The sequence below is a fragment of the Pseudomonas japonica genome (assembly GCF_013522925.1).
In the GTDB taxonomy this organism is placed as follows: Bacteria; Pseudomonadota; Gammaproteobacteria; order Pseudomonadales; family Pseudomonadaceae; genus Aquipseudomonas; species Aquipseudomonas japonica_A.
Window position 1 is genome coordinate 140304 of record NZ_JAAMQU010000007.1, and the last position, 25383, is coordinate 165686.

Sequence of the window (25383 nt, forward strand, 5' to 3'; positions counted from 1 at the left end):
GGGCCTATGGGCGCTTACTGCGCCTTCTTGCGAATCCAGTAGAGGTAGGTGCCGGCCGTTTCGTCCTGGCCAACCAGTTCGTGTTCGAGAAAAGCACAGAATTTGGGAATGTCACGTCGGGTAGACGGGTCCGTGGCGATGACTTTAAGCAGCCCGCCTGCGGGCAGGTCGCGCACGTGCTGGTGCAACATCATCACCGGCTCCGGGCAATTGAGGCCGGTGGCGTCCAGCACGGCATCTACGTTCAGGTGTTCAAGGGCTTCGGGCATGGTTACCTCTTAAGACAAGCCAGTGGATCAAGGGGCACGCGCATCAGCGATCGAGCCGGCGCAGGTGGCAGGTGACTTCCTCGCGGTCGTGGTACAGCTGCTTGCAGCCGATGGCCACATTTATACGCCGGGCCTTGAAGCCTTCGCGAATCCGCTCCAGCAACCGACGCACTTCGGCGTACCGCTGCTTCATTGGCAGTTTGAGGTTCACCACTGCCTCGCGGCAATGCCCCTCCCCCAGCCAGGTCTCCAGCAATGCCGCGTTGCGGGCAGGTTTTTCCACGATGTCGCACACCATCCAGTCCACGGGTGGCCGCGGTGCGTAAGTAAAGCCGTCCGCCATCAAATGGCGCACCAGCCCGGTGTCCATCAGGCTTTGAGCCATGGGTCCGTTATCCACGGCGGTAACCAGCATCCCGCGGTTCACCAGTTGCCAGGTCCAGCCACCGGGCGCCGCGCCCAGGTCCACGGCGGTCATGTCGCTGTGCAAACGTTCGTCCCACTGGTCGCGGGGAATAAAGTGGTGCCAGGCCTCTTCGAGCTTGAGCGTAGAGCGGCTGGGCGCCTCGCGGGGGAACTTCAAGCGTGGGATACCCATGGGCCACATCGCGCTGTTCTGCTCGTCGGCCACGCCTACGAACACCTGGCGCCCGCTGATGAAAGTGAGCAGCAACCGGGCGCCTGGCGGGCCAGAACGCAGCTTTCCGGCCTTTTCCAGCGCCTTGCGCAGCGGCGCTTCGAACTTGCGGCAAAACGTGGACAGCTCCTTGCCGTCGTTGGTGTCCAGCACTTCAAGCCACAGGCTGCTGAAGGTGGGGTAATCCTTCAGCGCTTCGAGCAATACGCTGATACGGTCGGTTTCCGGCAGTGCCACGTACTGGCCGCGTGCCCATTGGCGAGGGAAAATCAGCTCGCTGAAGCGCAACTGCGCCATGAAGCGCGCCGGGCCGTCGGCATCGGTACAGATGAATTCGGCGCAGGCGCTGGCCGGCTTCGCGCGGGCGTAGCCGGGTACATTCAGGGTGGCCGCGTGTTCGCTGACTTCGGCGCACACCTCGCCCTCGAAACCAGGGCGGCAGTGGAACAACAAGGTATTCATCTACACTCCGCAAGTCACGCCGTTCGGGTAGCCCCTGCATCGATCGAGGGGTGGCGCGACAAACCGCGGATGATAGCGCAGCCGCGCCCGCCGTGGGCCGTTGGGTTGCTACCGTTCGAGCGCTGCACAATTCCCATGGCAAACGCATGGGAACCCCCGAGCCGCCGGGAAAGTCCAGTGCAAAGAAGCTCAGCCAATGGCCCGTGCCGTGCGGGCCGTCAGGAGACCCTTTACATGCCCTCCCTCGATAGCCTGAAAACCCTGCAGACCCTCAAGGTCGGCGACCGTGAATATCACTATTTCAGCTTGCCAGCCGCCGCCGCGCAGCTGGGCGACCTTCAAAAGCTGCCCATGTCCCTGAAGGTGCTGCTGGAAAACCTGCTGCGCTGGGAGGATGGCGCCACCGTCACCTCGGCCGACCTGCACGCCTTGGCTGACTGGCTTAAAGAACGGCGCTCGGACCGCGAAATCCAGTACCGCCCGGCGCGGGTACTGATGCAAGACTTCACCGGCGTGCCCGCCGTAGTAGACCTGGCTGCCATGCGAGCCGCCGTGGCCAAGGCCGGCGCCGACCCGCAGCGCATCAACCCGCTGTCTCCGGTAGACCTGGTCATCGACCATTCGGTGATGGTGGACCGATACGGCAGCGCCGAGGCGTTTGGCGAAAACGTCGACATTGAAATGGAGCGCAACGGCGAGCGTTACGCCTTCCTGCGCTGGGGCCAGAGCGCGTTCCACAACTTCAGCGTGGTACCGCCGGGCACCGGGATCTGCCACCAGGTGAACCTGGAGTACCTGGGGCGCACCGTGTGGACCCGCGAAGAAGACGGCCGCACCTACGCCTTCCCGGACACACTGGTGGGCACTGACTCCCACACCACCATGATCAACGGCCTGGGCGTGCTCGGCTGGGGTGTGGGCGGTATCGAGGCAGAAGCTGCCATGCTTGGCCAGCCGGTGTCCATGCTGATTCCCGAGGTGGTGGGCTTCAAACTTACCGGCAAGCTGCGCGAGGGCATCACCGCCACCGACCTGGTGCTGACCGTGACCCAGATGCTGCGCAAGAAGGGTGTAGTTGGCAAGTTCGTGGAATTCTACGGTGACGGGCTGGCCGAGCTGCCGTTGGCGGACCGCGCCACCATCGCCAACATGGCGCCCGAGTACGGCGCTACCTGCGGCTTCTTCCCGGTGGACGACATTACCCTGGGCTACCTGCGCCTGTCGGGCCGACCCGAGGAAACCGTGCAACTTGTTGAAGCCTACTGCAAGGCGCAAGGCCTGTGGCGCCTGCCGGGCCAGGAACCGGTGTTCAGCGCCCAGCTAGAGTTGGACATGAATGAAGTGGAATCCAGCCTCGCCGGGCCCAAGCGGCCTCAGGACCGGGTGCCGCTGGGCAAGGTAAGCCAGGCCTTCAATGACTTCATCGGGTTGCAGCTCAAGCCCGCCGACAAGGAGGAAGGCCGGCTGGAAAGCGAAGGCGGTGGCGGCGTGGCCGTGGGCAATGCCGACCAGGCAGGCGAAGCTGAATACAGCGACGGCACGCACACCTATGCGCTGAAGCACGGCGCGGTGGTGATCGCGGCGATCACCTCCTGCACAAACACCTCCAACCCCAGCGTGATGATGGCAGCCGGTTTGCTGGCCAAAAAGGCCGTGGAGAAAGGCCTTAACCGCAAGCCCTGGGTGAAAACCTCACTGGCGCCCGGCTCCAAGGTGGTGACCGATTATTACAAGGCCGCTGGCTTGCTGACCTACCTGGAACAGTTGGGCTTCGACCTGGTGGGCTACGGCTGCACAACCTGCATCGGCAACTCCGGGCCGCTGGACGCGCCCATCGAGAAGGCCATTCAGCAGGCGGACCTCACCGTGGCCTCGGTCCTCTCCGGCAACCGCAACTTCGAAGGCCGCGTACACCCTTTGGTTAAAACCAACTGGCTGGCTTCTCCGCCCCTGGTAGTTGCCTATGCCTTGGCAGGCAACGTGCGCATCGACATTTCCAGCGAGCCGTTGGGCACCACCCCAGACGGCAAACCGGTGTACCTGCGCGACATCTGGCCGAGCCAGAAGGAAATCGCCGAGGCCGTGGCCAAGGTGGACACTGCCATGTTCCACAAGGAATACGCCGAAGTGTTCGCCGGTGACGCCCAGTGGCAAGCCATCGAAGTGCCGCAAGCGGCGACCTACGTGTGGCAGGAGGATTCCACCTATATCCAGCACCCGCCTTTCTTCGAAGACATCGCCGGCCCGCTGCCAGTGATTGCGGACGTGAACGGCGCGTATGCGTTGGCGGTGCTGGGCGACTCCGTGACCACCGACCACATCTCCCCCGCCGGGAATATCAAGGCTGACAGCCCTGCCGGGCGTTACCTGCGGGAAAAAGGCGTGGAACCCAAGGATTTCAACTCCTATGGCTCACGCCGTGGCAACCACGAAGTGATGATGCGCGGCACCTTCGCCAATATCCGCATTCGCAACGAGATGCTGGGCGGCGAGGAAGGCGGCAATACCATTCACATCCCGACCGGAGAGAAGCTGGCGATCTATGACGCGGCCATGCGCTACCAGGCCGCCGGCAATCCCTTGGTGATTCTCGCCGGCCAGGAGTATGGCACTGGCTCCAGCCGCGACTGGGCCGCCAAAGGCACCAACCTGCTGGGCGTAAAAGCCGTGATCGCCGAAAGCTTCGAACGCATTCACCGCTCCAACCTGGTGGGCATGGGCGTGCTGCCGCTGCAGTTCCTCTCCGAGCAAAGCCGCAAGACGCTGGGCCTTACCGGCCGCGAACGCTTCGACATCCTCGGCCTCACCGGCGCCACCCTCGCCCCGCGCATGCACCTCACCTTGCGCATCACCCGCACCACGGGCGAGCAAACCGATGTGGAAGTGCTGTGCCGGATCGATACCCTTAACGAAGTGGAATACTTCAAGGCCGGGGGGATTCTGCACTACGTGCTGCGGCAGTTGATTGCCTGACCTGCGCCGGCTCCTAACGCTCGAGCCCCTGTAGATCAGGGGCCGGGCACGTTCCCGCAATTCTACTGACCCTCAAATAACCCTAAACTATCTGCGGGTTCCGCCGAAACCCTGCAAAAGCACTCAGCGGAACCTGCCACCCATGCGCAACAACCAGCCCGTCACTCAGCGTGAGCGTACCTTCCCGGCCCATCAGCGGTTGATCTCTACCACTGATACCAAGGGGATGATCAGTTATTGCAACGATGCGTTCGTCGAGATCAGCGGGTACGGGCGCGAGGAATTGATCCGCGCGCCGCATAACCTGGTGCGTCACCCCGACGTGCCGTCGGCGGTGTTCGAGCACATGTGGCAAACCCTCAAGAGCGGGCGGCCATGGATGGGCATCGTGAAGAACCGCTGCAAGAACGGCGACTTCTACTGGGTGAACGCTTACGTCACGCCAGTGCTGGAGAACAGCCAGGTGGTGGGCTATGAATCCGTGCGGGTAAAACCGACGGCCGAGCAGATCCGCCGCGCCCAGGCTCTGTATGCGCGCCTGAACGCCGGCAAGCCGGCAGTGGCTGCCGTGGAGCGCTGGGCGCCCGTGGTGCGGGACTGGCTGCCCTTTATTCTGGTCAGCCAGATCGGCTTCCTGATCGGCTTGTGGCTGAACACTGGCTGGGGCTTCGCATTGGCTGCAGCACTGTCGGTCCCGCTTGGGTTGCTGGGCTTGAGCTGGCAGCAGCGTGGCCTCAAGCGCCTGTTGCAACTGGCCGAGCAAACCACGTCCGACCCGCTGATCGCGCAGATGTACACCGACAGCCGTGGCGTTCAGGGCCAGTTGGAGATGTCCATGCTGAGCCAGGAAGCACGCCTGAAAACCTGCCTCACCCGCCTGCAGGACACCGCCGAGCACCTCAAGGGCCAGGCTCGGGAAGCCGATAGCCTGGCGCATGAAAGCTCCGAGGGCCTGGACCGGCAGAAAGCTGAAACCGAGCAGGTGGCCGCCGCGGTCAACCAGATGGCCGCCACCACCCAGGAAGTGGCCAACCACGTACAGCGCACCGCCGACGCAACCCAGCAAGCCAATCAGCTTACCAGCCGTGGCCGTGACATAGCCGGGGAAACCCGCGAAGCCATCGAGCGCCTGTCCGCCTCGGTGGGCGAAACCGGCCAGACCGTGACTCGCCTGGCCAAGGACAGTGACGAAATCGGCGGCGTGGTGGACGTGATCAAAGGCATCGCCGACCAGACCAACCTGCTGGCGCTCAACGCCGCCATCGAAGCCGCCCGCGCGGGCGAGATGGGCCGCGGGTTCGCCGTGGTGGCCGATGAAGTACGCCAACTGGCGCAGCGCACCACCGAATCCACCGGGCAGATCCACAGCCTGATCGCCAAGCTGCAACACACCGCCACGGCCGCCGTGCAGACCATGGAGGCCGGCCACCGCCAGGCGCAGGAAGGCGTGGCGCGGGTAATGGAAGCCGACCAGGCCCTGGTGGGCATCAGCGAAGCGGTGGCCAACATTACTGACATGGCCACGCAGATCGCCGCCGCGACGGAGGAGCAAAGCTCGGTCGCCGAGGAAGTGAGCCGCAACATCACCACCATTGCCGAGCTGGCCGATCAAACCTCCGGCAAAGCCCAAAGCACTGCGTTGCTGAGCGAAGCCCTGACCCAGACCGCGGCAAGCCAGTACTCGCTGGTAGAGCGCTTCAACCGGTAACGGGCACTACAAAAACGCGCAAATCCGGTCCGCTGCGGCTTCCAGGTGTTGCTCATGGGTAAACCCGGAGCTTTTCAGCGGCTTGAGGTCATGGTCCGCAGCGGGTAGCCAGTACAGTTCGATGGCGGGCGAAAGCGTATAGCCCTCTACCGTAGCGCGGTTACCCAAAGCGTCGCGTTCGCCCTGGAGAATCAACGTAGGTACCTGCAAGTCTGCCAGGTGCTCGGTACGCGGCTTTTCCGGCTTGCCGGCGGCGTAGAACGGATAACCCAGGCATACCAGGGCATCGGCGCCCAATTCGTTGGCCAGCAAACTGGCCATGCGCCCGCCCATGGATTTACCGCCGATGGCCAGCCGCCCGGGCACCTGGGTGCGGGCCAGTGCGTACACCTCGCGCCACTTTTCCAGCAAGCGCACTTGCGGGTTGGGTGGCCGCTTGCCGCCGTCCACGCGGCGCTGGGCCATGTAGGGGAACTCGAACCGCAACACATCTATGCCGCCCTTGGCCAGCAAGCCCGCCATGGTGTTCATGAACGGGCTGTCCATGGGCGCCCCCGCGCCGTGGGCCAGGATCAGGCACGTGCGCTCGTCCTCGCTGGCCTCCCCCGTGGCGCTGTCCCACAACCAACCGTTATCGCGGACCCGTTCCGCCCATTCATCGCTCACGTTCGGTTCCTCCCAGGCAAAGCCCGACTGTGCCCGAAGCGGGCAGAAAGTGCCATTTGACCGTTCCCCGGCTGCGCCGGATCCCACAGGGTGGAAACCCATGATGATGGCTTGACCGAGACCGCCGGTCGCATTGCACAGCGAAGCGGCTTCCCCCACACTGCGGCCCGCTGCCCGAGACCGACAGTGGACCCTGACATGAGCACAGCACCGCCCAGCGCGGCCTATAACTACCGGGTGGTACGCCAGTTCACCGTGGCGACCGTGGCTTGGGGCATTCTCGGCATGGCCGTGGGCGTGCTCATCGCCGCGCAGCTGGTATGGCCCGCGTTGAACCTAAACCTCCCCTGGACCACGTTCGGCCGCTTGCGCCCGTTGCACACCAACCTGGTGATTTTCGCCTTCGGCGGCTGCGCGCTGTTCGGCACTTCGTTGTACGTGGTGCAACGCACCTGCCAGGCCAGGCTGATCTCTGACGGCCTCGCCCAATTCGTGTTCTGGGGGTGGCAGGCCGTGCTGATCGCTGCGGCGGTAACCTTGCCGCTGGGGTACACCACCAGCAAGGAATACGCCGAACTCGAATGGCCCATCGCGCTATTGCTGGCGATGGTGTGGGCGGCCTACGCCTGGGTGTTCTTCGGCACCCTCCGGGCGCGCAAGGTTCGGCATATCTACGTAGCCAACTGGTTCTACGGCGCGTTCATCGTGGTGATGCTGATCCTCCATGTGATCAACCACCTGGCGTTGCCAGTGAGCCTGTTCAAGTCCTACCCGGTGTATGCCGGTGCTACCGATGCCATGGTGCAGTGGTGGTACGGCCATAATGCCGTGGGGTTTTTCCTCACCACCGGCTTTCTGGGGATGATGTATTACTTCGTGCCCAAGCAGGCGAATCGACCGGTGTATTCCTATCGGCTGTCCATCGTGCACTTCTGGGCGCTGATTACCTTGTACATCTGGGCGGGCCCGCACCACCTGCATTACACCGCCCTGCCCGATTGGGCGCAAAGCCTGGGCATGGTGATGTCGGTGATCCTGCTGGTGCCCAGCTGGGGCGGCATGATCAACGGCATGATGACCCTCGCTGGCGCCTGGGACAGGCTACGCACCGACCCGATCCTGCGATTTCTGGTGGTGGCGCTGGCGTTTTACGGGATGTCCACCTTCGAGGGGCCGATGATGGCCATCAAGACGGTGAACGCGTTCACCCACTACACCGACTGGACCATCGGCCATGTGCATGCTGGCGCGCTGGGCTGGGTGGCGATGATCACCATCGGCGCCACTTACCATATGGCGCCGCGGGTATTCGGCCGCCCGGCCATGCATAGCCTCACGGCCATCCATGCGCACTTCTGGCTGGCCACCGCAGGTACGGTGCTTTACGTGACCGCCATGTGGACCAACGGCCTGGCCCAGGGCCTTATGTGGCGAGCCGTGCTGGACGACGGCACCTTGGCCTACAGCTTTGTGCAGACGGTGGTGGCCAGCCGGGGCGGGTATGTGGTGCGCCTGCTCGGTGGCGCCTGCTTCGCCAGCGGTATGCTGGTAATGGCCTGGAACCTCTGGCGGACCATCCGCGCCAGTACCCCGGCCGAGGCCGAGCGCGCAGCGGCCGTGCCTGAAGGGGCCGCGCAGTGAACCATGCCCGCCTCGAAAAAAATATCGGCTTGATGGCGCTGATGATGGTGCTGGCGATCAGCGTGGGCGGCCTCACACAGATCGTGCCGCTGTTTTTCCAGGACGTGACCACAAAGCCCTTGGCGGACATGCGCCCACGCAGTGCGCTGGAGGTGGAAGGCCGGGACGTGTTCATCGCCAACGGGTGTGTGGGCTGCCATTCCCAGATGATCCGCCCGTTGCGCGCGGAAACCGAACGCTACGGCCACTATTCCCTCGCCGGTGAAAGCGCCTGGGACCACCCCTTCTTGTGGGGTTCCAAGCGTACCGGGCCGGACCTTGCCCGCGTGGGCAAGCGCTATTCCGATGCCTGGCATGTGGCCCACCTCCTGGACCCACGCAGCCTGGTGCCCGAATCCGTGATGCCGGCTTACCCCTTCCTGGCGCAAACGCCGGTGGACGGCCGCCACACCGCTAGCAAGCTGCAAACCCTGCGTGCGCTTGGGGTGCCCTATACCGATGCGGAAATTGCCGGGGCCGAGGCAGCGGTGCGGGGCAAGACCGAAATGGACGCCTTGGTCGCCTACCTGCAGGGCCTGGGCACGGCCATCAAGGCAGGGCAGTGACTCGATGGATATCGGCACCCTGCGTGGCCTCGGCACCTTGATCGTACTGCTCGGCTTTGTGGCGCTGTTCAGTTGGGCTTGGAGCGGCAAGCGCCGCGCGGCCTTCGACGAAGCCGCCGCGCTACCCTTCGCGGACGAACCCCACGGCCACGGCGAGCAGGCCGATGAGTAGCTTCTGGAGCCTGTACATCAGCGTTTTTACCCTAGGCACCCTCGCGGCGCTGGGCGTGCTGTTATGGGCCACGCGCCACGGCCGGGGTTCGGTGGAGCACGAACGCTTCGACGGCATCGAGGAACACGACAACCCCCTGCCGCATTGGTGGCGCTGGCTGTTCATCGCCACCTTGGTGTTCGCCGCCCTGTACCTGGCGCTCTATCCCGGGCTGGGCAACTGGCGCGGGCTGCTGGGCTGGACCAGCGCCGGGCAGTGGCAAGCGGAGCAGGCGCAGGCACGGCAGACGTATGGCCCGCTGTACGCACGCTTCAAGGCGATGCCAATTGAAGCCATAGCCAAGGACGCGCCTGCACTGGCCATGGGCGCTCGGCTGTTTGCCAGCAATTGCGCGCTTTGCCATGGCGCCGATGGCAAGGGGGCCCCTGGCTATCCTGACCTCACCGATAGCCTGTGGCGCTGGGGCGCGGGCCCCGCGGCCCTCGTTGTCAGCATTGGCCAGGGCCGCACAGGTGTGATGCCGGCGTGGGGCGCCGTGTTAGGTGACCAAGGCACGCGAGACGTCGCCGCCTATGTGTTGCAACTCAATGGCCGCCCAGTGCCCAACGGCGAAGCGGCAAACGCTGCCAATGGCGCAGCACGCTATGCCCAGGGTTGCGTCGCCTGCCATGGACCTGCCGGGCGCGGCAACCCCCTCGTGGGCGCGCCCGACCTCACCCAGGCGCAGGGGTTTATTTACGGACCCGGCTTTGAAGACGTGCGTCGCAGCATTCATGAAGGCCGCCAGGGGCACATGCCCGCTCAGGCTCAGTTGCTGGGTGATGACCGGGTACGGGTGCTGGCCGCCTATGTATACAGCCTGGCCCAGCCAGCTCCACCCCCCTCCGATACCGAGCCCGCGCCATGAACCGCCTGCCATTGCGAGACATCACGCAAGCTGCGCCCGTGTCGCGCCCGCGCAATCGCCTGCCGCGGAAGGTGGATGGCCGTTACACGCGCCTACGCCAGGTAATCGGTGCCTGCCTGGTAGCGGTGTTTTTCACCCTGCCCTGGTGGCGCTGGAACGGTGAGCAGGCGGTGTGGCTGAACCTGAGGGAAGGTCACTTTAACCTGTTCGGCGCCAGCTTCTGGCCAGAAGACCTGAACCTGCTGGCCGGCACCTTGATCGTGGCTGCGTTCGCGCTGTTCTTCGTCACGGTAATCGCTGGCCGAGTGTGGTGCGGGTATGCATGTCCGCAAACCCTATGGGCGGCGATATTCACGTGGTGCGAACGCCTGACCGAGCGCGGCCGCCGCAATGGCCGGCACAAGGCTGCGCGCCGAGTGGCCAAACACTTGCTATGGCTTGGCGTCAGCGGCTGGACCGCGGTTACGCTAGTGGCGCTGTTCGTACCGTTGCACACCCTGCTGCCAGCCCTGGACGGCGGAAATCTCGGGCTGCCCACCTTGGGCTGGCTGGTCGGTATCACCTTGGCTACCTACGGCAATGCCGGTTGGCTTCGGGAACACCTGTGCGTTTACCTGTGCCCCTATGCACGCTTCCAGGCGGTGATGTTCGACACCCATACGCCGGTGGTGAGCTACGACCGTGATCGCAACGATTGTGTGGAATGCACGCTGTGCGTGCAGGTGTGCCCCACCGGCATCGACATTCGCGACGGCGTGCAGATCGCCTGTATCGCCTGCGGCGCATGCGTGGATGCGTGCGACGGGGTGATGGCCAGAATGAATCTTGCGAAAGGTCTGGTGGCTTATCGCGGCACCGTCCCCTCCGGGCGCCCCAAAGGCCCTACATTGGGCCCGCTACGGGACCCGCTACGGCACCCGCTACGGCACCCGCTACGGCGCTCGCGGGTGGTGGGCTACGGCCTTGCGCTGATGGCAAGCCTGGCCGTTCTGGCTCAAGGGGTGGCCAGCCGGCCGCTGGTGTCGCTCACCGTGAGCAAAGACCGCCTGCTGTACCGGGACCGTGGAGACGGGCACATCGAAAACCTATACAGCCTTACCCTGATGAACAAGAGCCAGCATACCCGCGACTATCAGCTTAGGGCCACAGGCCTCACGGAGTTCGCCTGGCGCGGCGTAGCGCAGTTGAGCCTGGCACCTGGCGAGCAGCGCACGGCAGCCATCAGCCTGGCGCTGCCCTACGCTCGTGCTAGCCACCAGCCGGTAAGTTTCGAGGTAAGCGAGGCGAGTTCATCAGCGCTACCCGAGGCGCGAGCCGCCAGCGTGTTCACTGGGGTGGCCCGATGAAAAACGCTTCCAGCCGCTGGTACAGCCATCGCTGGCCCTGGTTCATCGTTGCCCTGTTGGCCGGCTCGGTAGCCGGAAGCATTGGCCTGCTGGTGCTTGCCATCAACACGCAAGATGCAGTGGTGCATGACCATTACCGCGATGCTGGTAAAGGCGTCGACCGCGAGCTTGGCGCAGACCTGCTAGCCCGCAAGCTGGGCCAACGCGCGGAGCTTGAACTGGACAGCCTGACCGGCGAAGTGCGCCTGCGGCTGCGGGGCGCCAGCAAGCCCGAGCGGCTGGCACTCAACCTTGTTGCGCCTGCGCAGGCAGAGCGGGACCTGCACTTGGCACTGCTGCGGGGCCCTTCCGCCGCCCGAGGTATCACTCAATACCGCGGGCAGTTCGAAGGCCAGGTGACCGGCCGCCGCCTGGTGGAATTGCTGGGCGAGAGCCCCGAAGGCACCTGGCGCATCTATGAACAGGAATGGCTGGTGCCCGACCACCCGGTAACCCTGGGCGATGATGCATTGAGCGGGGCCCTGGCGCCGTGACAGCCGCTGCCCGCCTCGGCGACCCTGCGCCGGTTAGCTGCTTTCATTGCCTGGCGCCAGTGCCCGCGGCGATATTGGACCGCCACGCCAGCGAGCTGCTGGGCAAGCGCCAGGCGTTCTGTTGCCAGGCCTGCCGTTGCGTGGCTGAAAGCATCGCGCAGGCCGGGCTAACGCAATATTACGAGCACCGTGACCAGCCGCCTTCGCCACTCCTCATGCCCTCGCCTCATGCAGACGATCATGCCGACACGCTTGACGCCGCTGGCGCCCTTGACGGATTCGTCAGCGGGGCGGGTAACGCGGCCCGTATCACACTGGCGCTCGAAGGGGTGCATTGCGCCGCCTGTGGCTGGCTGATCGAACACTGCCTACGCGGGTTGCCAGGCGTTGAAGCGGCGGAGGTCAACGTCAGTAGCCGGCGCCTGAGCCTTGTATGGCGCCCTCAAACGTTGCCGCTAAGTCGCGTTTTCCGCCAGCTGCAGTGCATCGGTTACCAGGCCAGGCCGTGGCGTGCCGATGAGGCTGCCATTACTCAGGCCGTGGAAGCGCGAGCCGCGCTCAAACGCTTGGGAGTGGCGGGCATACTGTGGTTTCAGGTGATGATGGCCACGATGGCGACGTGGCCAGAGTTCAACCTGGGGCTCAGCCCGCAATTGCACACCATTTTGCGCTGGGTCGGGCTGTTCCTCACCACACCCATCGTGTTCTACAGCTGCGCGCCCTTCTTCCACGGCGCCTGCCGCGCGTTGCGGGCCCGGCAGGCCAGCATGGACCTTTCAGTCGCGCTGGCCATCGGCGGGGCCTACTGCGGCGGCATTTACACGGCCGTGACAGGCAAGGGCGAGCTGTATTTCGATACGGTTGGGATGTTTGCGTTCTTTCTACTGGCAGGGCGCTACCTGGAACATCGCGTGCGGGCTCGCGCCGCTCAAGCGGCCGTGAGCTGGGAACAGCAGTTGCCCCCCAGCTGCCTGCGCCTGGGGCATGAAGGGATCAGTGAGCGGGTGCTGACGAGCGCGCTCAGGGTGGGCGACGAAATCCTGGTACCGCCGGGCGCTACCGTGGCCGCCGACGGTGTCATCCTCCTCGGCCATTCCCGGTTGGACGAAGCCCTGCTGACCGGTGAGTTCAAGCCCTGCGCTCGGGGGCCTGGGGATTGCGTGAACGCTGGGACGGTAAACCTGGATCAACGGCTGCGTGTACGGGTCACGGCAGTGGGCGATCACAGCCAACTGTCCACCATGGGCAGGTTGCTGGAGCGTGCCCAGGCCCAAAAGCCGGCCCTCGTACGCCTGGCTGACAAGGCAGCGCGATGGTTTATGCTCGCCTCGCTCTGCGCGGCTGCGTTGTTTGGTGGCCTATGGTGCTGGCTGGACCCCACCCAGGCCCCTTGGGTAGTACTGGCGATGCTGGTGGCTACCTGCCCCTGCGCGCTGTCCCTTGCCACCCCCACCGCCCTTGCCGCCGCACTCGGCGCGCTGCAACAACAGGGCGTGCTTGTCACCCAAGGCCATGTGCTGGAAACCCTGAACCGGGTCGATACCCTGCTGCTGGACAAGACTGGCACCCTCACCGAAGGCCGGCCCCGGCTGGTGAGCATTCAGCCGTTGGGGGCTTGCCAGCACAATGAATGCCTGGCCCTGGCCAGTGCGCTGCAACAGGATTCGGGCCATCTGCTGGCCCGGGCATTTCCACCTGCTGCCCTGCTGGCCAATTCAGTGCAGGCGGTGCCGGGCCTGGGGCTTGAAGGTTTGGTCGAGGGGCGGCGGCTGCGCCTGGGCGCGGCGCACTGGGGGAGCGCGCTTTCAGGCAGCACGCAACCCACGCTCCCAGACAGCGAGCGGCAATGGCTTTTGCTGGCCGACACCGAAGGCCCATTGGCCTGGTTTGGCCTCGACGACCACCTGCGCGACGACGCGCTGGCGCTGCTCAAGTTCGCCCGTCACCGAGGCTGGCGCGTGCTGGTGGCCTCCGGTGACAGTTCTGGCACTGTGGCGTCGCTGAGCGAGGCCCTGCACATCGAGGCGTACGGTGGCTTGCTCCCCGCTCAAAAGCTGCAACTGCTGGAGCGGCTGCACAGCGAAGGAAGAACCGTGCTGGCGTTGGGCGATGGCAGCAATGACGCCCCGTTGCTGGCACAAGCAGACGTTGGAATCGCCATGGGCCAAGGGACCGACCTGGCGCGGACGAAGGCAGACGCGGTATTGCTCACCAACCGGCTTGCCGCAGTGGTGAGCACCCTGCGCACGGCACGCCGCTGTCGGCGCGTGATCGTGCAAAACCTCGCTTGGGCCAGCGTCTACAACGGGCTGGTGCTGCCGTTCGCGGCCATGGCGCTGGTCACGCCGGCCTGGGCGGCCGTAGGCATGTCGCTGAGTTCACTACTGGTGACCCTCAATGCCCTGCGCTTGAGCACGCCCATGAGCCACACCGAATGAGCGCGCTGTATTACCTCATCCCCGCCGCATTGTTGATCGTCAGTGCGATCCTGTGGCTGTTCGTGTGGGCCGTGAACAGCGGGCAGTATGACGACCTGGACTCGCCTGCGCGGCGCCTGTTGATGGACGAGGACAGCACCCCCCAGAGACGCCGCGAGGCGCCCGATGACTGAGATGGTTTCCATTGTGGCCACGGCCTTCATGCTGGGTTTGCTGGGCAGCGGCCACTGCCTGGGCATGTGCGGCGGGCTGATGGGCGCGCTTGCCACCGCAGCCACGCCTGGCCGGCCGCCTCGGCTCGCCTTGCTGCTGGGCTACAACCTGGGCCGAGTCAGCAGTTATGGCCTGGCCGGGCTGGCCTTTGGTGGCCTTGGCATGGCCGTGGCGCACAGCCCTGCGTTCAACCTGCTGCGCACTCTGGCGGCGCTGCTGTTGATTGCCCTGGGCGCGTACCTGGCTGGCTGGTGGCACGGCGTTACCCGGGTAGAAGCCCTGGGCCGTGGGGTATGGCGTTATTTGCGGCCGCTGAGCCAGCGGTTGTTGCCACCGCGCAGCACACCTCAGGCCATGGCACTAGGTGCGGTGTGGGGCTGGCTACCATGCGGGCTGGTATACAGCGCCCTGCTATGGAGCGCCGCTCAGGGCGATCTGCTCAAGAGCGCCCTGGCCATGCTGGCGTTCGGCTTGGGCACCTGCCCGATGATGTTCGTCACGGGCATGGCCAGCCATACCTTGCTGGCCTGGCTGCGACGCCGGGGGGTGCGCATGGCCGCTGGCGTGCTGGTGATTGCCTTTGGGCTATGGAGCGTGCCAGGGCCGCATCAACACTGGGTGATGGCGCGGGTTAGCCTTGGGTAGGCGTTGCTCCTAGGCGAAGGCTGCACTGTTAGCGTGGATCCTCTAACAGCGGCCGGGCACGCCCGCCCTGCCCCTGCGCCAGAAAAAATCGGTTACCCTTGCGTTTTACAAGTGATTCAAGGAATTTCAAGATGTCCGAGCCACTTAAACAAGGGGCAGGCCATCAGGCGCACTGCAAGGATTGCAGCCTGGCCCCCTTGTGCCTGCCATTGTCCCTGAACCTGCAGGACATGGACGCGCTGGACGCTATCGTCAAGCGCGGCCGCCCGCTGAAGAAAGGTGAGTTTCTGTTCCGCCAGGGCCATCCTTTCGGCGCCCTGTACGCGGTGCGCTCCGGTGCCCTGCGCACGTTCAACCTCAGCGATGGCGGCCAAGAGCAGATCACCGGCTTCCACTTACCCAGCGAGCTGGTCGGGCTATGCGCCGTGGACACCAATTATTACCCGGTGTCGGCGGTGGCGCTCGAAACCACCTCCGTGTGCGAAATCCCCTTCGATCGGCTGGAAGACCTGGCCGCGCAACTGCCGCAGCTACGGCGCCAGTTGCTGCGGCTGATGAGCCGCGAGATCCGCGATGACCAGCAGATGATGCTGTTGCTGTCGAAAAAGAGCGCCGACGAGCGGATCGCCACGTTCCTCATCAACCTGTCGGCGCGCTTCCGCGCCCGGGGCTACTCGCCCAATCAGTTCCGCTTGAGCATGTCGCGCAACGACATCGGCAATTTCCTCGGGCTGGCGGTGGAAACCGTGTCGCGGGTATTCACCCGCTTCCAGCAGAGCGGGCTGATCGTCGCCGAGGGCAAGGAAGTACGCATTCTGCAGCCTGCGGAACTGTGCGCGTTGGGCGGCGGGGCGATGCAGGGCTGACCATGACCGGCACCAGGCGGGTATAATCACCGTTTTTGTGCCTGCCGAGACGTACCATGTCCTTCGACGATTCGACCATCAAGTCCCTGATCCGCCCCGTTGTGGACTTCCCCAAGCCCGGCGTGGTGTTTCGCGACATCACCCCGCTGTTTCAATCGCCAAGGGCGATGCGCACGGTGATCGATCATTTCGTGGAGCGGTATGTGGAGCAGAACGTTACCCACATCGGCGCCATGGACGCCCGCGGATTCCTGATCGGCGCCGTGGTGGCCCACGAACTGAACAAGCCGCTGATCCTGTTCCGCAAGCAGGGCAAGCTCCCGGCCGATGTGATTTCCGAGGGCTACCAGACCGAATACGGCGAAGCCTTCCTGGAAGTGCACACCGACAGCCTGTGTGAAGGCGACTCGCTGGTGTTGTTCGACGACTTGATCGCGACGGGTGGCACCCTGCTGGCCGCAGTGAACCTCACTCGCCGCATGGGTGCCCATGTGCACGAAGCCGCTGCCATCATCGACCTGCCCGAACTGGGCGGAGGGCAACGCCTGATCGAAGCCGGCGTGCCGGTGTTCAGCCTTACCGCGTTCGCTTTGGATGAGATGTGAGCGTTATTTGAAGGTTCGGGGGCTTTGCCCCCTCCTACACGGGCTATAGGGAATTCAAGGTACGGCGATCAAAGCGCCATCGGCTTGCGCCCGGCAAATGAGTGCGCCAGGGTGCCGCCGTCGACCATTTCCAGCTCGCCGCCCAGGGGCACACCGTGGGCGATGCGGGACACCACCAGGCCTTTTTCGCTGAGCAGTTGCGCGATGTAGTGGGCGGTGGCTTCGCCTTCCACAGTGGGATTGGTGGCGAGGATCACTTCGGCCAGGCTGGCTTGCGCCTCCACACGCTGGATCAGCTCTGGAATGCCAATGGCTTCCGGGCCCAGGCCATCGAGCGGTGACAAGTGCCCCTTGAGCACGAAATAGCGGCCTCTATAGCCCGTCTGTTCTACCGCATACACGTCCATTGGCCCTTCGACCACGCACAGCAGGGTGTCATCCCGGCGTGGGTCGGCGCACTGCGGGCACAGTTGCTCCTCGGTAAGGGTACGGCACCGTTGGCAGTGCCCTACCCCATCCATGGCCCGGGCCAGCGCCTGGGACAGCCGGGCCCCGCCAGTACGGTCGCGCTCCAGCAATTGCAGCGCCATGCGCTGGGCGGTTTTCTGACCGACGCCGGGCAAAATGCGAAAGGCATCGATCAGTTGACGGATCAGTGGGCTGAAGCTCATTCAGAAACAACCTGACAAAAAACGGCGGAGACGCGGGTTATACCCGCGCCCCTGCAACGGGTCAACGTTCCCCGATCAATCACTCACCTTGACTACCAGCTTGCCGAAGTTCTTGCCCTCCAGCAGGCCGAAGAATGCCTCCGGGGCCTTCTCCAGGCCCTCGACCACGTCCTCGCGGAACTTGATCTTGCCGTCACGGACCCACGGCACCATGGCCGAGAAGAACTCGGCCTGGCGGTCCTTGAAATCATCCATCACGATAAAGCCCTGCATGCGCACTCGCTTGGTGAGCAATACCCGCGGCAGCAGGCTGAAGCGGTCCTTGCCCTCGGGCAATTCGTCCGTGTTGTAGTGGGCGATCAGGCCGCACAACGGAATTCGGGCATGGGCGTTGAGCAACGGCAACACCGCCTCGAACACCTTGCCGCCCACGTTCTCGAAGTACACGTCGATGCCTTTGTCGCAGGCTGCCGCCAGGTCTTGGGCGAAGCTGTCGCTGCGGTGGTCGATACAGGCATCAAAGCCCAGCTCATCCACCACATAGCGGCATTTGTCCGGGCCACCGGCCACGCCCACCACCTTCAAGCCCTTGAGCTTGGCCACCTGGCCCACCACCGAGCCCACTGCACCGGAAGCGGCGGCCACTACCAGGGTTTCACCTTCCTTGGGCTGGCCGATGTGGGTCAGGCCCATGAACGCGGTCATGCCCGGCATACCCAGCACACCCAGCGCCATCGAAGGCTGGGGAATGCCAGCCGGCAATGGCAGCAGCCCGGTACCGTCGGAAATGGAGTGCGTTTGCCAGCCCGTGATACCGACCACAAGGTCGCCTTCCTGGAATTTCGGGTGGCGCGACACTTCAACCCGGCTCACAGCCCCGCCGGTCATCACCTCGCCGATTTCCACCGGTGGTGCATAAGACGGCGCGTCGCTCATACGGCCACGCATGTACGGGTCCAGCGATAGCCAGAGCGTACGCAGCAGCACTTGACCGTCCTCCAAGGGAGGCAAGGTTTGGGTTTCACTGCGGAAGTTTTCAGCGACCGGTTTGCCCTTCGGCCGGGAGGCGAGGACGAAACGGTGATTCTGGATGGCGTCGGCGGCCATAAGCGCGGCTCCTTCAAAGGGGGTTGAAGGAAGACCGCGCTGGCGGGAAGGTGTTTCTTTTTCCGCTTAGAACGGCATCTTGAAGCCAGGGGGCAACTGCATCCCCGCCGTCATCCCCGACATCTTGTCCTGGCTGTTCTGCTCGATCTTGCGCACGGCGTCGTTCACGGCGGCGGCAATGAGATCCTCGAGTACTTCCTTCTCTTCCTGCATCAGGCTGTCGTCCAGGGTGATGCGCTTGACGTCATGACGGCCGGTCATCACCACGCTCACCAGGCCTGCGCCCGATTGGCCGGTGACTTCGGCATTGGCCAGTTCTTCCTGCATCTTGGCCATTTTTTCCTGCATCTGCTGGGCCTGCTTCATCAGGCCTGCCATGCCACCTTTCATCATGGGACGGTTCTCCACTCTCGTTCGGTTTCATTCGCCCTGGTTGGCCAGGGCGTCCAGGGGTTCAATGGTATCGTTGCGCACGGTGGCGCCAAACCGTTCCATCAGCTGGCGGATGAACGGGTCGGCGGCGATTGCCTCCTCGGCCTCGTGCTGGCGCTCGGCGCGCCGACGGGCAGCGGCCTGGGCGGGGGTTTCCTGTTGCGGCCGCACCAGTTCTATCTTCACTGTGAGCGTGCGGCCCAGGTGCTGGTTCAGGGCGTCGTTCAGGCGCCGCTGCTGGGTGGCGTTGAACAGCGCGCCCTGTGCCGGGTCCAGGTGCAGCAGCCAGGTGTCGCCATCCACGGCGACCAGGCTGCAGTTGGCGGCAATGCTACCGGTAAGGCCCGATACCGGCAGCTTCGGGAACAGCTCCAGCCACTGCAGCGCCAGGCCGCTAGCGGGCGCGGCGGCCGGGGCCGGCTCGGGCGGGGTTACCGGCTCGGCGGCGTGGCTGGCCAGGTCGTCCAGGTAACCATAGCTGGCAGGGTCGGCATCGCCCGGGTAATAGTCATCGTCGGCCGGCGGCTCGTCGTCGCGCAGCATGCCGGCGGGCTGGTATTCGATAGGCGCGCCCGCGTTGTCGTCCAGTTCGGCGTCGTTTTCAGGCGCCGGGGGCACCACACTCGCCGGGGTGGGCACGGGCATGGGCGGCAGTTCCGGCGGTTCGGCGCGGGTATCCAGGATAGCCTCGGGCGCGGGTGCCGGTGCCAGCATGGGCACTTCGGCATCGCTGGCGGCGGGCTCGTTCCAGGGCAGGCTCGGGTCGTCGGAGGCGATGGCTGGCGCCGCTGGCGCTGTCGTCATGGGCCGGGGTTCGGGCGTTGGCTTGGGCTTTATCGGCTCGGGCTGCGCAGGTGCTTTTACAGGCGACGCGACCGGGGCCACCGCCTCAGGGGAATCAGCCGTGGCCTGGCTGATCCCCGCCGGCTTTAGCTGCGCTGGCGGCGCCTGCTCGCCCGCTGGCCGGAACGCCAGCATGCGCAGCAGTACCATTTCGAAGCCGCCGCGTGGCTCCGGTGCCAGCGGCAGGTCTCGGCGCCCGATCAAGCCCATCTGGTAGTAAAACTGCACGTCTTCGGCCGGCAGCGCCTGTGCCAGCGCAAGCACCTGCTCACGGTCGCCGTGGCCGTTATCCACGGCCTCCGGCAGTGCCTGGGCGATAGCGATACGGTGCAAGACGTTGAGGATTTCGGCCAGCACACCGGCCCAGTCCGGCCCCTGCTCCGCCAGGTGGCCGATCGCCTCTAGCAACGCCTTGGCATTACCGTCCAGCAGCGCCTGTAATACGCCGAATACCTGCCCGTGATCGAGGGTGCCCAGCATTGCGCGTACGTCCGCGGCCTGCACCTTGCCCTCGCCGAAGGCAATGGCCTGGTCGGTGAGGCTCATGGCGTCGCGCATGGAGCCATCGGCAGCGCGGCCCAGCAACCACAGCGCATCGTCTTCGAACGGGATGTTCTCCGCGCCCAGCACGTGGGCCAGGTGCTCGACCACCCGCTCGGGGGTCATGTTCTTCAGCGAGAACTGCAGGCAGCGGGACAGGATGGTCGCCGGCAGCTTCTGCGGGTCGGTGGTGGCGAGGATGAACTTGACGTAGGGCGGCGGTTCTTCAAGCGTTTTGAGCAAGGCGTTGAACGAGTGCGACGAGAGCATGTGCACTTCGTCGATCAAATACACCTTGAAGCGGCCACGGCTGGGTGCGTACTGCACGTTGTCCAGCAGTTCGCGGGTGTCTTCGACCTTGGTGCGGCTGGCGGCGTCGATCTCGATCAGGTCGACGAAGCGCCCTTCGTCCACTTCCCGGCACACCGAGCAGGTGCCACAGGGCGTGGAGGTGATGCCGGTTTCGCAGTTCACGCACTTGGCGATGATGCGCGCGATGGTGGTTTTGCCCACGCCACGCGTCCCGGTAAACAGGTAGGCGTGGTGCAGCCGCTGGTTGTCCAGCGCGTTGATCAGGGCCTTGAGCACATGGCCCTGCCCGACCATTTCGCGGAACGAACGCGGCCGCCATTTACGTGCAAGAACCTGATAACTCATGGAAAACCGTCACGACCTGAAGCTTTGGACCGCCAATCGTAGCCGAGCGGGCGGGAAAAAGCATCCGCCCCGGCGTAGCCGGTAGCCTTTCCCGGTTGGCGTTCACGCCCGGCCACGCTTTGCTGTGCGCCCGTTTTCACTGCAAAGGACGCAGCCCATGACCACCATTTCCCTCAAGCAACGCTCGCGCACGGACTGGCTGGTAGTGCATTGCTCAGCCACCCGCGCGGCTGCGATGGTACGCGCTTCGGACATCCGCGCCTGGCACCTGTCTCAAGGCTGGGCCGATATCGGCTATCACTATGTAATCTGCCGGGATGGCAGCGTGGACCCGGGCCGCGATGAAAGCACCGTGGGTTCCCACGTGAAAGGCTTCAACCAGGCATCGGTGGGCATCTGCCTGGTGGGCGGCCTGGATGCGGCGGGCAAGCCGGAAAACAACTTCACTCCGGCGCAATTCGCCAGCCTTCACCGCTTGCTGGCCGAACTCAAAGGCCGCTATCCCGGGGCGACGGTCCGCGGGCACCGGGACTTCTCGCCGGACCTGGATGGCAACGGCCGGATTACCCCGAACGAATTCAGCAAGGCCTGCCCATGCTTCGACGTGGCGCAATGGCTGGCAGCCCATCCGCTGCGGTGTTGACCGTCACTCCGGCCGCAAGCGCACCGTGTAGTGTGCTTCTATGCCTTTCATCTTCGGCTGGAAGTGCGTGTTGCTGATCAGGTAACTGGCCACTTCACCGCCAGGCTGGTGATGCTCGAGGGTATCGCCAGCGCCGGCGTTGAGGGTTTCTTCCCAGATCAGCGCCTTGTTGGCCTCCAGCCGCGTTTCGAAGGGGCCGAAGCGGGTGCCGTCGATACGCAGGATATACACCGTATCCAAGGGCTGGCTGAGCGACTGTTCCACGTGCGCATACTCCGTAACGTTTTCGTGTTCACCAAAGCGGTGAAATATGAAGCAGCGACAGAGCGATGTAAATGCGCGGCTCCCCGGCGAGCTGACAACCGGCTCACGGTACGAGGGTGGGCACCAGATCCTTGAACGTAGGGGCGGGCGGCCATTGTTCGGACCCATCGAAGCTCAGATAGGCCTGCACATAGAAAGGCGTGTTGAGCCGCAGCCGGGACAGTAACGCCCGTGGAATCAACAAATCGTGAGCGTAGCCCACCCCTACGCCCACTTCGCTGGCCTGCACCCGGCGCCCTGATACCACGGCTTCATCGAGCACCTGCCCGGCGCTGTCCACCCCATTGATGCGTACCATGAGGCACTGATAATCGGTCATCAATCGCCATGCTGCGAGGGTGATCGTCGCACCGCCACTGGGAACCCGTCGAAGGGACAGCTGCGTACCGTCCACCAACGAGCACTGCACGGTAGGGAAATTCAACCCGGCCGATTCGGTCACGCGCCATCATCATCACGAGAGCATCTTCGAGGTAGCCGGGCACAGATATCACGTATCACTGATCAAGACCGGGGCCATCCCGGCAGGGCAATATATGTTGGATCCCAGCTGGGAAATGATTCGTGGCGAAATTACCGACCCCAGGCAGGAGGTGACCACAGCGCTGAACTTTCGGCTCTCGGGCGAGGTGGTGTCCTCCGGCTGTAGCACCGCGGCTGATCCTGTGACGCCCAATCCGGTGGACCTGGGCGAGTTCGACGTAGCGGATTTTCAACAGGGCGACAGCAGCACCCGCCCAGTGCGCTTCGAGTTGAACCTGGTGGACTGCCAGCCACCGGAACAAGGCACGGTGCCCCGCATCCACCTCCAGCTGGACCCGGACAACGGTTCCAGCGTCATTGACGCTGCCAACGGTATTTTCAGTACGGGAAGCGGCACAACCGGGGGCGGTGTGGCCTTCCAGGTAATGGCCCAGAACGGCATCGACCCCATGGCGCTCGGCACAACTGTGCCAATCATGACAATGCCAACCGGCACCGCCCATTTGCCTTTGAATGCGCGAGTGGTCAAGCACACTGGGCCCGTAATACCCGGCACGCTCACGGGCGCGCTGAGGTTTTTGCTCACGTACGAATGATCTGTCAGCTGGCTGTGGCGCATGCTGCGGCCAGCGCCGTTCAAGCAAGCGCAGCGATAGGTTTCGCACGTCAGGCAAAAGGCGATTCTGGAAGGGGGAAGAAGGTATAGGTGGCCACCCCACCAGCCACACCCCGGCACACAATGTTCCCGCTGTGGCTGCTCCCTTCCGGGCCTGACCAGGTTAACGGGTAATCGTTGCGGGGGGACCGATGGGGTCGCCATAACGCACGCTCGCCGGGTTGCCCGGTAAGCGGGGGCCATTGTACAGGCTTGCCCGCTGGATACAACCGCCCGGCTGAAAAAAGCCCGGCGGTTCAGCGCATTAGGCGGCCTATGGAGCCGGATCCGCCTCGGCGATCGCTTGAGCGACCTCTACGATCTCGTCCGCCTTGCCTCCTGCGGCCTGTACCACGAGGTGTACGAAGTGCAGCTTGGCGACCACCGCAGGGGGGAGCACGAAAGGATAGAAATCCGGCTGGCCCATGGCACGGGACAGCTCGTTGAGCATGCCCGCCAGTTCGATCCAGGTGTTGATGAAAGTCAGAAACGCCGGCCCAGTGGGGTGCTCGGCGTCATACAAGGTGGATATCGGGTAGGACACGTAGTCCAGGCCTGCGTTATGGCCGCTCATGCCAAAGCTCAACGCTGTGTCTACCGCATCCATCATATGCAGGTAATGAGCCCAGGTTTCGGCCCAGTCCTCCCAAGGGTGCATGGTCGCGTACGCGCTCACATGGTGCTGGGCCCAGTCGGCTGGCGCGCCCTGCTGATAATGTCGTTCCAGGGCGTCGGCATAACTGGCGCGTTCATCTCCGAACAGTGCCCGGAACGGTTCCAGCCAACGGGTATTGGCCACCAGCCGGTCCCAATAGTAATGGCCGACCTCATGCCGGAAATGCCCCAGCAGCGTACGATACGGCTCGTGCATATTCTTGCGCACGCTTTCCCGGTAAGCGTCGTCTGCTTCGCGAATATCCAGGGTGATCAACCCCTCGGCATGGCCGGTAGTGGGCTGGGTACCGTCCACGCTCACCCCGATGAAATCAAAGGCCAGGCCGGCCTCGTCATTGTCAACCTTGGCGATCACCGGAAGGCCGAGGTTGAGCAGCTGCGCCACCAGCCGCCGCTTGGCCGTTTCCACCTTGAACCAGTATTCGGGATTTTCCGGCACCGACAGGTCCGGGATGGTGCGGTTCAGCCGGCACGCCTGGCAGAGCGCATGGCCATCCGAAGTTAGAATCAGCCAGTTACAGGCCGCTGGGGTGCTGAAGTTCTCACAGCGGCGCACTGTTATGCCGTTGGGAGCAGCGTCGAGGCTCCACTGCCCTCCTGACAAAGCCGGCGTCAAGGCTGACACCAGATTCTTGACCGGCAGATAACCCAGGGGTGCCTCACAGTTCAGGCACAGGCTGTTGCCGAAAAATATCGCTTGGCCGCAGCGGCAGTGCCAGGCGCCCGCCGCCGGGGCGGCCATAGCGCCGGGCTCGGATAGGCGTGAGCCCGCATAAATGAACGAACGAGACATGACAGGAGGCTTCCATGGAAGGCTTCGAAGGAAGGTAGAGCGCCCGGGCCGTGGAAAAATTCAATGCGTTTGCCAAGCAGTAAATGCGCCACCCTGGGCAGCCCTGAAGCTAGCAACTTTGCCAGGTACACGTGCTCGCACTCGGTTGTTAGCCTGCGGATAGTGTGATCCTTCCCACAGAGGCAATCGACGATGAATATCCGCTGCGCTGCCCTACACGCTCTTGCTGCCACAAACTGCCTGTTTGCTTCATATGCTGTAGTTGCCGCTGCACAATCGGCAGGCCAGGCCCCCAGTGCCGTCGAATTGTCCGCCAGCGTCCATCTTTACAACAGTCAGAATCAGGACTGCCCCATTCTTGTAGAGAAAGCCGGCCATTCGGCGTTCAATCGAGCCTGTGACTATTCCCCCACTTCCGTATTGGTCGAGCAAATGCCTTCGCAGAGTACGTTGCTGCTGACCGAAAGTGACTGCACCGAATCGACCGAGCGATCGAAATGGTGGATCAAGCTTCAGGCGACCGCGCGCAGTACCAGTACCGAACAATTGCCCATGCAAAACATTCTGACTGCCGCCGCCGCTTGGGTCGCCAACCCATCCAATGACACCTACGTTGCGCCCAATCTCAAAATTGTTGGGGCAGGGGTGAAGGACGCAGCGACGCCTCGTATCGATTGTGCGCTGGTACAGCTGCCTGTAGTGGAGCCGAAGGACATGCTGTACACCAGCCCGCGGGCTTGGAAGCCGTATTCGGAGGATACGAATGCCCAATGCGGGGACGGTGTCCTGCTAGCTGCGTTTTTCCGGCGGCCCACTGGCTTCGAGTACCAATGCGCCGACCTGCTAGGCGCTGATAACTAGCCGTTCGTAGCAT

The 25383-nt window shown here is 64.1% G+C and carries 26 protein-coding genes and 1 other RNA gene; 16 read left to right on the plus strand and 11 right to left on the minus strand.

Going from position 1 to position 25383, the window contains the following annotated elements; all coding sequences use genetic code 11:
• Positions 1–14: 14 nt before the first annotated feature.
• Together tusA and rlmM are read right to left on the minus strand one after the other, a co-directional pair.
• Positions 15–269 carry a sulfurtransferase TusA gene (gene tusA / locus G7016_RS13185; RefSeq protein WP_181114861.1) on the minus strand — a complete coding sequence of 85 codons (255 nt, stop codon included), beginning with the start codon at positions 267–269 and terminating at the stop codon, positions 15–17.
• Positions 270–312: 43 nt separating this feature from the next.
• Positions 313–1368: a 23S rRNA (cytidine(2498)-2'-O)-methyltransferase RlmM gene (rlmM, locus tag G7016_RS13190; RefSeq protein WP_181114864.1), complete on the minus strand. Its 1056-nt coding sequence runs from the start codon at positions 1366–1368 to the stop codon at positions 313–315.
• A gap of 234 nt (positions 1369–1602) precedes the next feature.
• Here rlmM and acnA point away from each other — a divergent pair, with 234 nt between their 5' ends.
• Together acnA and G7016_RS13200 are read left to right on the plus strand one after the other, a co-directional pair.
• Positions 1603–4341, plus strand: a complete 2739-nt coding sequence (gene acnA / locus G7016_RS13195; RefSeq protein WP_181114866.1) for an aconitate hydratase AcnA — start codon at positions 1603–1605, stop codon at positions 4339–4341.
• 142 nt (positions 4342–4483) lie between these two features.
• Entirely contained in the window at positions 4484–6049 is a 1566-nt protein-coding gene (locus G7016_RS13200; RefSeq protein WP_181114869.1) for a methyl-accepting chemotaxis protein, read from the plus strand.
• Between the two features lie 6 nt (positions 6050–6055).
• On the opposite strand, the gene G7016_RS13205 is transcribed toward G7016_RS13200, so the two are convergent.
• Positions 6056–6715, minus strand: a complete 660-nt coding sequence (locus G7016_RS13205) for an alpha/beta family hydrolase (protein WP_308812167.1) — start codon at positions 6713–6715, stop codon at positions 6056–6058.
• Positions 6716–6913: 198 nt separating this feature from the next.
• Here G7016_RS13205 and ccoN point away from each other — a divergent pair, with 198 nt between their 5' ends.
• The 11 genes from ccoN to G7016_RS13260 all read left to right on the plus strand — a co-directional run bounded on the left by ccoN (position 6914) and on the right by G7016_RS13260 (position 16686).
• On the plus strand, positions 6914–8356 hold the full coding sequence (ccoN, locus tag G7016_RS13210) for a cytochrome-c oxidase, cbb3-type subunit I (protein WP_181114873.1): 1443 nt from the start codon (positions 6914–6916) through the stop codon (positions 8354–8356).
• Entirely contained in the window at positions 8353–8961 is a 609-nt protein-coding gene (gene ccoO / locus G7016_RS13215; RefSeq protein WP_181114875.1) for a cytochrome-c oxidase, cbb3-type subunit II, read from the plus strand. Before ccoN ends, ccoO begins: the two co-directional genes overlap by 4 nt.
• Positions 8962–8965: 4 nt before the next feature.
• Entirely contained in the window at positions 8966–9133 is a 168-nt protein-coding gene (locus G7016_RS13220; protein ID WP_181114878.1) for a cbb3-type cytochrome oxidase subunit 3, read from the plus strand.
• Entirely contained in the window at positions 9126–10040 is a 915-nt protein-coding gene (gene ccoP / locus G7016_RS13225) for a cytochrome-c oxidase, cbb3-type subunit III (protein ID WP_181114880.1), read from the plus strand. The genes G7016_RS13220 and ccoP overlap by 8 nt, the downstream gene beginning before the upstream one ends.
• Positions 10037–11386, plus strand: coding sequence for a 4Fe-4S dicluster domain-containing protein (locus G7016_RS13230; protein ID WP_181114882.1), 1350 nt, complete (start codon positions 10037–10039; stop codon positions 11384–11386). The genes ccoP and G7016_RS13230 overlap by 4 nt, the downstream gene beginning before the upstream one ends.
• Positions 11383–11919, plus strand: coding sequence for a FixH family protein (locus G7016_RS13235; protein ID WP_181114886.1), 537 nt, complete (start codon positions 11383–11385; stop codon positions 11917–11919). The genes G7016_RS13230 and G7016_RS13235 overlap by 4 nt, the downstream gene beginning before the upstream one ends.
• The gene (locus G7016_RS13240; RefSeq protein ID WP_181114889.1) at positions 11916–14357 is read left to right on the plus strand and encodes a heavy metal translocating P-type ATPase; all 2442 of its coding nucleotides are present in this window, start codon (positions 11916–11918) and stop codon (positions 14355–14357) included. Before G7016_RS13235 ends, G7016_RS13240 begins: the two co-directional genes overlap by 4 nt.
• Positions 14354–14530: a cbb3-type cytochrome oxidase assembly protein CcoS gene (gene ccoS, locus G7016_RS13245; protein ID WP_181114899.1), complete on the plus strand. Its 177-nt coding sequence runs from the start codon at positions 14354–14356 to the stop codon at positions 14528–14530. Before G7016_RS13240 ends, ccoS begins: the two co-directional genes overlap by 4 nt.
• Positions 14523–15215, plus strand: coding sequence for a sulfite exporter TauE/SafE family protein (locus G7016_RS13250; protein WP_181114902.1), 693 nt, complete (start codon positions 14523–14525; stop codon positions 15213–15215). Before ccoS ends, G7016_RS13250 begins: the two co-directional genes overlap by 8 nt.
• A gap of 131 nt (positions 15216–15346) precedes the next feature.
• Entirely contained in the window at positions 15347–16081 is a 735-nt protein-coding gene (gene fnr / locus G7016_RS13255) for a fumarate/nitrate reduction transcriptional regulator Fnr (protein WP_181114905.1), read from the plus strand.
• A gap of 56 nt (positions 16082–16137) precedes the next feature.
• Positions 16138–16686, plus strand: a complete 549-nt coding sequence (locus tag G7016_RS13260; RefSeq protein ID WP_181114907.1) for an adenine phosphoribosyltransferase — start codon at positions 16138–16140, stop codon at positions 16684–16686.
• A 68-nt stretch (positions 16687–16754) separates the two neighbouring features.
• On the opposite strand, the gene recR is transcribed toward G7016_RS13260, so the two are convergent.
• The 4 genes from recR to dnaX form a co-directional block, all read right to left on the minus strand.
• Positions 16755–17357: a recombination mediator RecR gene (gene recR / locus G7016_RS13265; protein ID WP_181114910.1), complete on the minus strand. Its 603-nt coding sequence runs from the start codon at positions 17355–17357 to the stop codon at positions 16755–16757.
• Between the two features lie 75 nt (positions 17358–17432).
• Positions 17433–18464 carry an NADP-dependent oxidoreductase gene (locus tag G7016_RS13270; protein WP_181114912.1) on the minus strand — a complete coding sequence of 344 codons (1032 nt, stop codon included), beginning with the start codon at positions 18462–18464 and terminating at the stop codon, positions 17433–17435.
• A gap of 66 nt (positions 18465–18530) precedes the next feature.
• Positions 18531–18857 carry a YbaB/EbfC family nucleoid-associated protein gene (locus G7016_RS13275; RefSeq protein WP_181114914.1) on the minus strand — a complete coding sequence of 109 codons (327 nt, stop codon included), beginning with the start codon at positions 18855–18857 and terminating at the stop codon, positions 18531–18533.
• A 27-nt stretch (positions 18858–18884) separates the two neighbouring features.
• Positions 18885–20936 (minus strand): DNA polymerase III subunit gamma/tau, encoded by a 2052-nt coding sequence (dnaX, locus tag G7016_RS13280; protein WP_181114916.1) that lies wholly within the window; start codon positions 20934–20936, stop codon positions 18885–18887.
• Positions 20937–21093: 157 nt separating this feature from the next.
• On the opposite strand from dnaX, the gene G7016_RS13285 reads away from it, so the two are divergent.
• Positions 21094–21579 carry an N-acetylmuramoyl-L-alanine amidase gene (locus G7016_RS13285; protein ID WP_181114918.1) on the plus strand — a complete coding sequence of 162 codons (486 nt, stop codon included), beginning with the start codon at positions 21094–21096 and terminating at the stop codon, positions 21577–21579.
• 3 nt (positions 21580–21582) lie between these two features.
• Here the strand turns inward: G7016_RS13285 and G7016_RS13290 are convergent, their stop codons facing one another.
• Positions 21583–21843: a hypothetical protein gene (locus G7016_RS13290; RefSeq protein ID WP_181114920.1), complete on the minus strand. Its 261-nt coding sequence runs from the start codon at positions 21841–21843 to the stop codon at positions 21583–21585.
• Between the two features lie 103 nt (positions 21844–21946).
• On the minus strand, positions 21947–22345 hold the full coding sequence (locus G7016_RS13295; protein WP_181114922.1) for a hypothetical protein: 399 nt from the start codon (positions 22343–22345) through the stop codon (positions 21947–21949).
• Between the two features lie 94 nt (positions 22346–22439).
• On the opposite strand from G7016_RS13295, the gene G7016_RS13300 reads away from it, so the two are divergent.
• Positions 22440–22982, plus strand: a complete 543-nt coding sequence (locus G7016_RS13300) for a fimbrial protein (RefSeq protein WP_181114924.1) — start codon at positions 22440–22442, stop codon at positions 22980–22982.
• A 117-nt stretch (positions 22983–23099) separates the two neighbouring features.
• Here G7016_RS13300 and ffs read toward each other — a convergent pair.
• An RNA gene (gene ffs, locus G7016_RS13305) (signal recognition particle sRNA small type) lies at positions 23100–23196 on the minus strand.
• Between the two features lie 119 nt (positions 23197–23315).
• Positions 23316–24509: a zinc-binding metallopeptidase family protein gene (locus G7016_RS13310; RefSeq protein ID WP_181114926.1), complete on the minus strand. Its 1194-nt coding sequence runs from the start codon at positions 24507–24509 to the stop codon at positions 23316–23318.
• 192 nt (positions 24510–24701) lie between these two features.
• On the opposite strand from G7016_RS13310, the gene G7016_RS13315 reads away from it, so the two are divergent.
• Positions 24702–25370 carry a hypothetical protein gene (locus G7016_RS13315; protein WP_181114930.1) on the plus strand — a complete coding sequence of 223 codons (669 nt, stop codon included), beginning with the start codon at positions 24702–24704 and terminating at the stop codon, positions 25368–25370.
• Positions 25371–25383: the final 13 nt, after the last annotated feature.

Excerpts from the sequence above, each read along its gene's own strand:
- ccoN (WP_181114873.1), top strand. The coding sequence starts at position 6,914 with ATGAGCACAGCACCGCCCAGCGCGGCCTATAACTACCGGGTGGTACGC.
- G7016_RS13200 (WP_181114869.1), top strand. The coding sequence starts at position 4,484 with ATGCGCAACAACCAGCCCGTCACTCAGCGTGAGCGTACCTTCCCGGCC.
- G7016_RS13270 (WP_181114912.1), bottom strand. The coding sequence starts at position 18,464 with ATGGCCGCCGACGCCATCCAGAATCACCGTTTCGTCCTCGCCTCCCGG.
- fnr (WP_181114905.1), top strand. The coding sequence starts at position 15,347 with ATGTCCGAGCCACTTAAACAAGGGGCAGGCCATCAGGCGCACTGCAAG.
- acnA (WP_181114866.1), top strand. The coding sequence starts at position 1,603 with ATGCCCTCCCTCGATAGCCTGAAAACCCTGCAGACCCTCAAGGTCGGC.
- dnaX (WP_181114916.1), bottom strand. The coding sequence starts at position 20,936 with ATGAGTTATCAGGTTCTTGCACGTAAATGGCGGCCGCGTTCGTTCCGC.
- G7016_RS13310 (WP_181114926.1), bottom strand. The coding sequence starts at position 24,509 with ATGTCTCGTTCGTTCATTTATGCGGGCTCACGCCTATCCGAGCCCGGC.
- tusA (WP_181114861.1), bottom strand. The coding sequence starts at position 269 with ATGCCCGAAGCCCTTGAACACCTGAACGTAGATGCCGTGCTGGACGCC.
- G7016_RS13285 (WP_181114918.1), top strand. The coding sequence starts at position 21,094 with ATGACCACCATTTCCCTCAAGCAACGCTCGCGCACGGACTGGCTGGTA.
- G7016_RS13315 (WP_181114930.1), top strand. The coding sequence starts at position 24,702 with ATGAATATCCGCTGCGCTGCCCTACACGCTCTTGCTGCCACAAACTGC.
- G7016_RS13250 (WP_181114902.1), top strand. The coding sequence starts at position 14,523 with ATGACTGAGATGGTTTCCATTGTGGCCACGGCCTTCATGCTGGGTTTG.
- ccoP (WP_181114880.1), top strand. The coding sequence starts at position 9,126 with ATGAGTAGCTTCTGGAGCCTGTACATCAGCGTTTTTACCCTAGGCACC.
- G7016_RS13230 (WP_181114882.1), top strand. The coding sequence starts at position 10,037 with ATGAACCGCCTGCCATTGCGAGACATCACGCAAGCTGCGCCCGTGTCG.
- G7016_RS13300 (WP_181114924.1), top strand. The coding sequence starts at position 22,440 with ATGTTGGATCCCAGCTGGGAAATGATTCGTGGCGAAATTACCGACCCC.
- ccoS (WP_181114899.1), top strand. The coding sequence starts at position 14,354 with ATGAGCGCGCTGTATTACCTCATCCCCGCCGCATTGTTGATCGTCAGT.
- rlmM (WP_181114864.1), bottom strand. The coding sequence starts at position 1,368 with ATGAATACCTTGTTGTTCCACTGCCGCCCTGGTTTCGAGGGCGAGGTG.
- G7016_RS13220 (WP_181114878.1), top strand. The coding sequence starts at position 8,966 with ATGGATATCGGCACCCTGCGTGGCCTCGGCACCTTGATCGTACTGCTC.
- G7016_RS13275 (WP_181114914.1), bottom strand. The coding sequence starts at position 18,857 with ATGATGAAAGGTGGCATGGCAGGCCTGATGAAGCAGGCCCAGCAGATG.
- G7016_RS13260 (WP_181114907.1), top strand. The coding sequence starts at position 16,138 with ATGTCCTTCGACGATTCGACCATCAAGTCCCTGATCCGCCCCGTTGTG.
- recR (WP_181114910.1), bottom strand. The coding sequence starts at position 17,357 with ATGAGCTTCAGCCCACTGATCCGTCAACTGATCGATGCCTTTCGCATT.
- G7016_RS13235 (WP_181114886.1), top strand. The coding sequence starts at position 11,383 with ATGAAAAACGCTTCCAGCCGCTGGTACAGCCATCGCTGGCCCTGGTTC.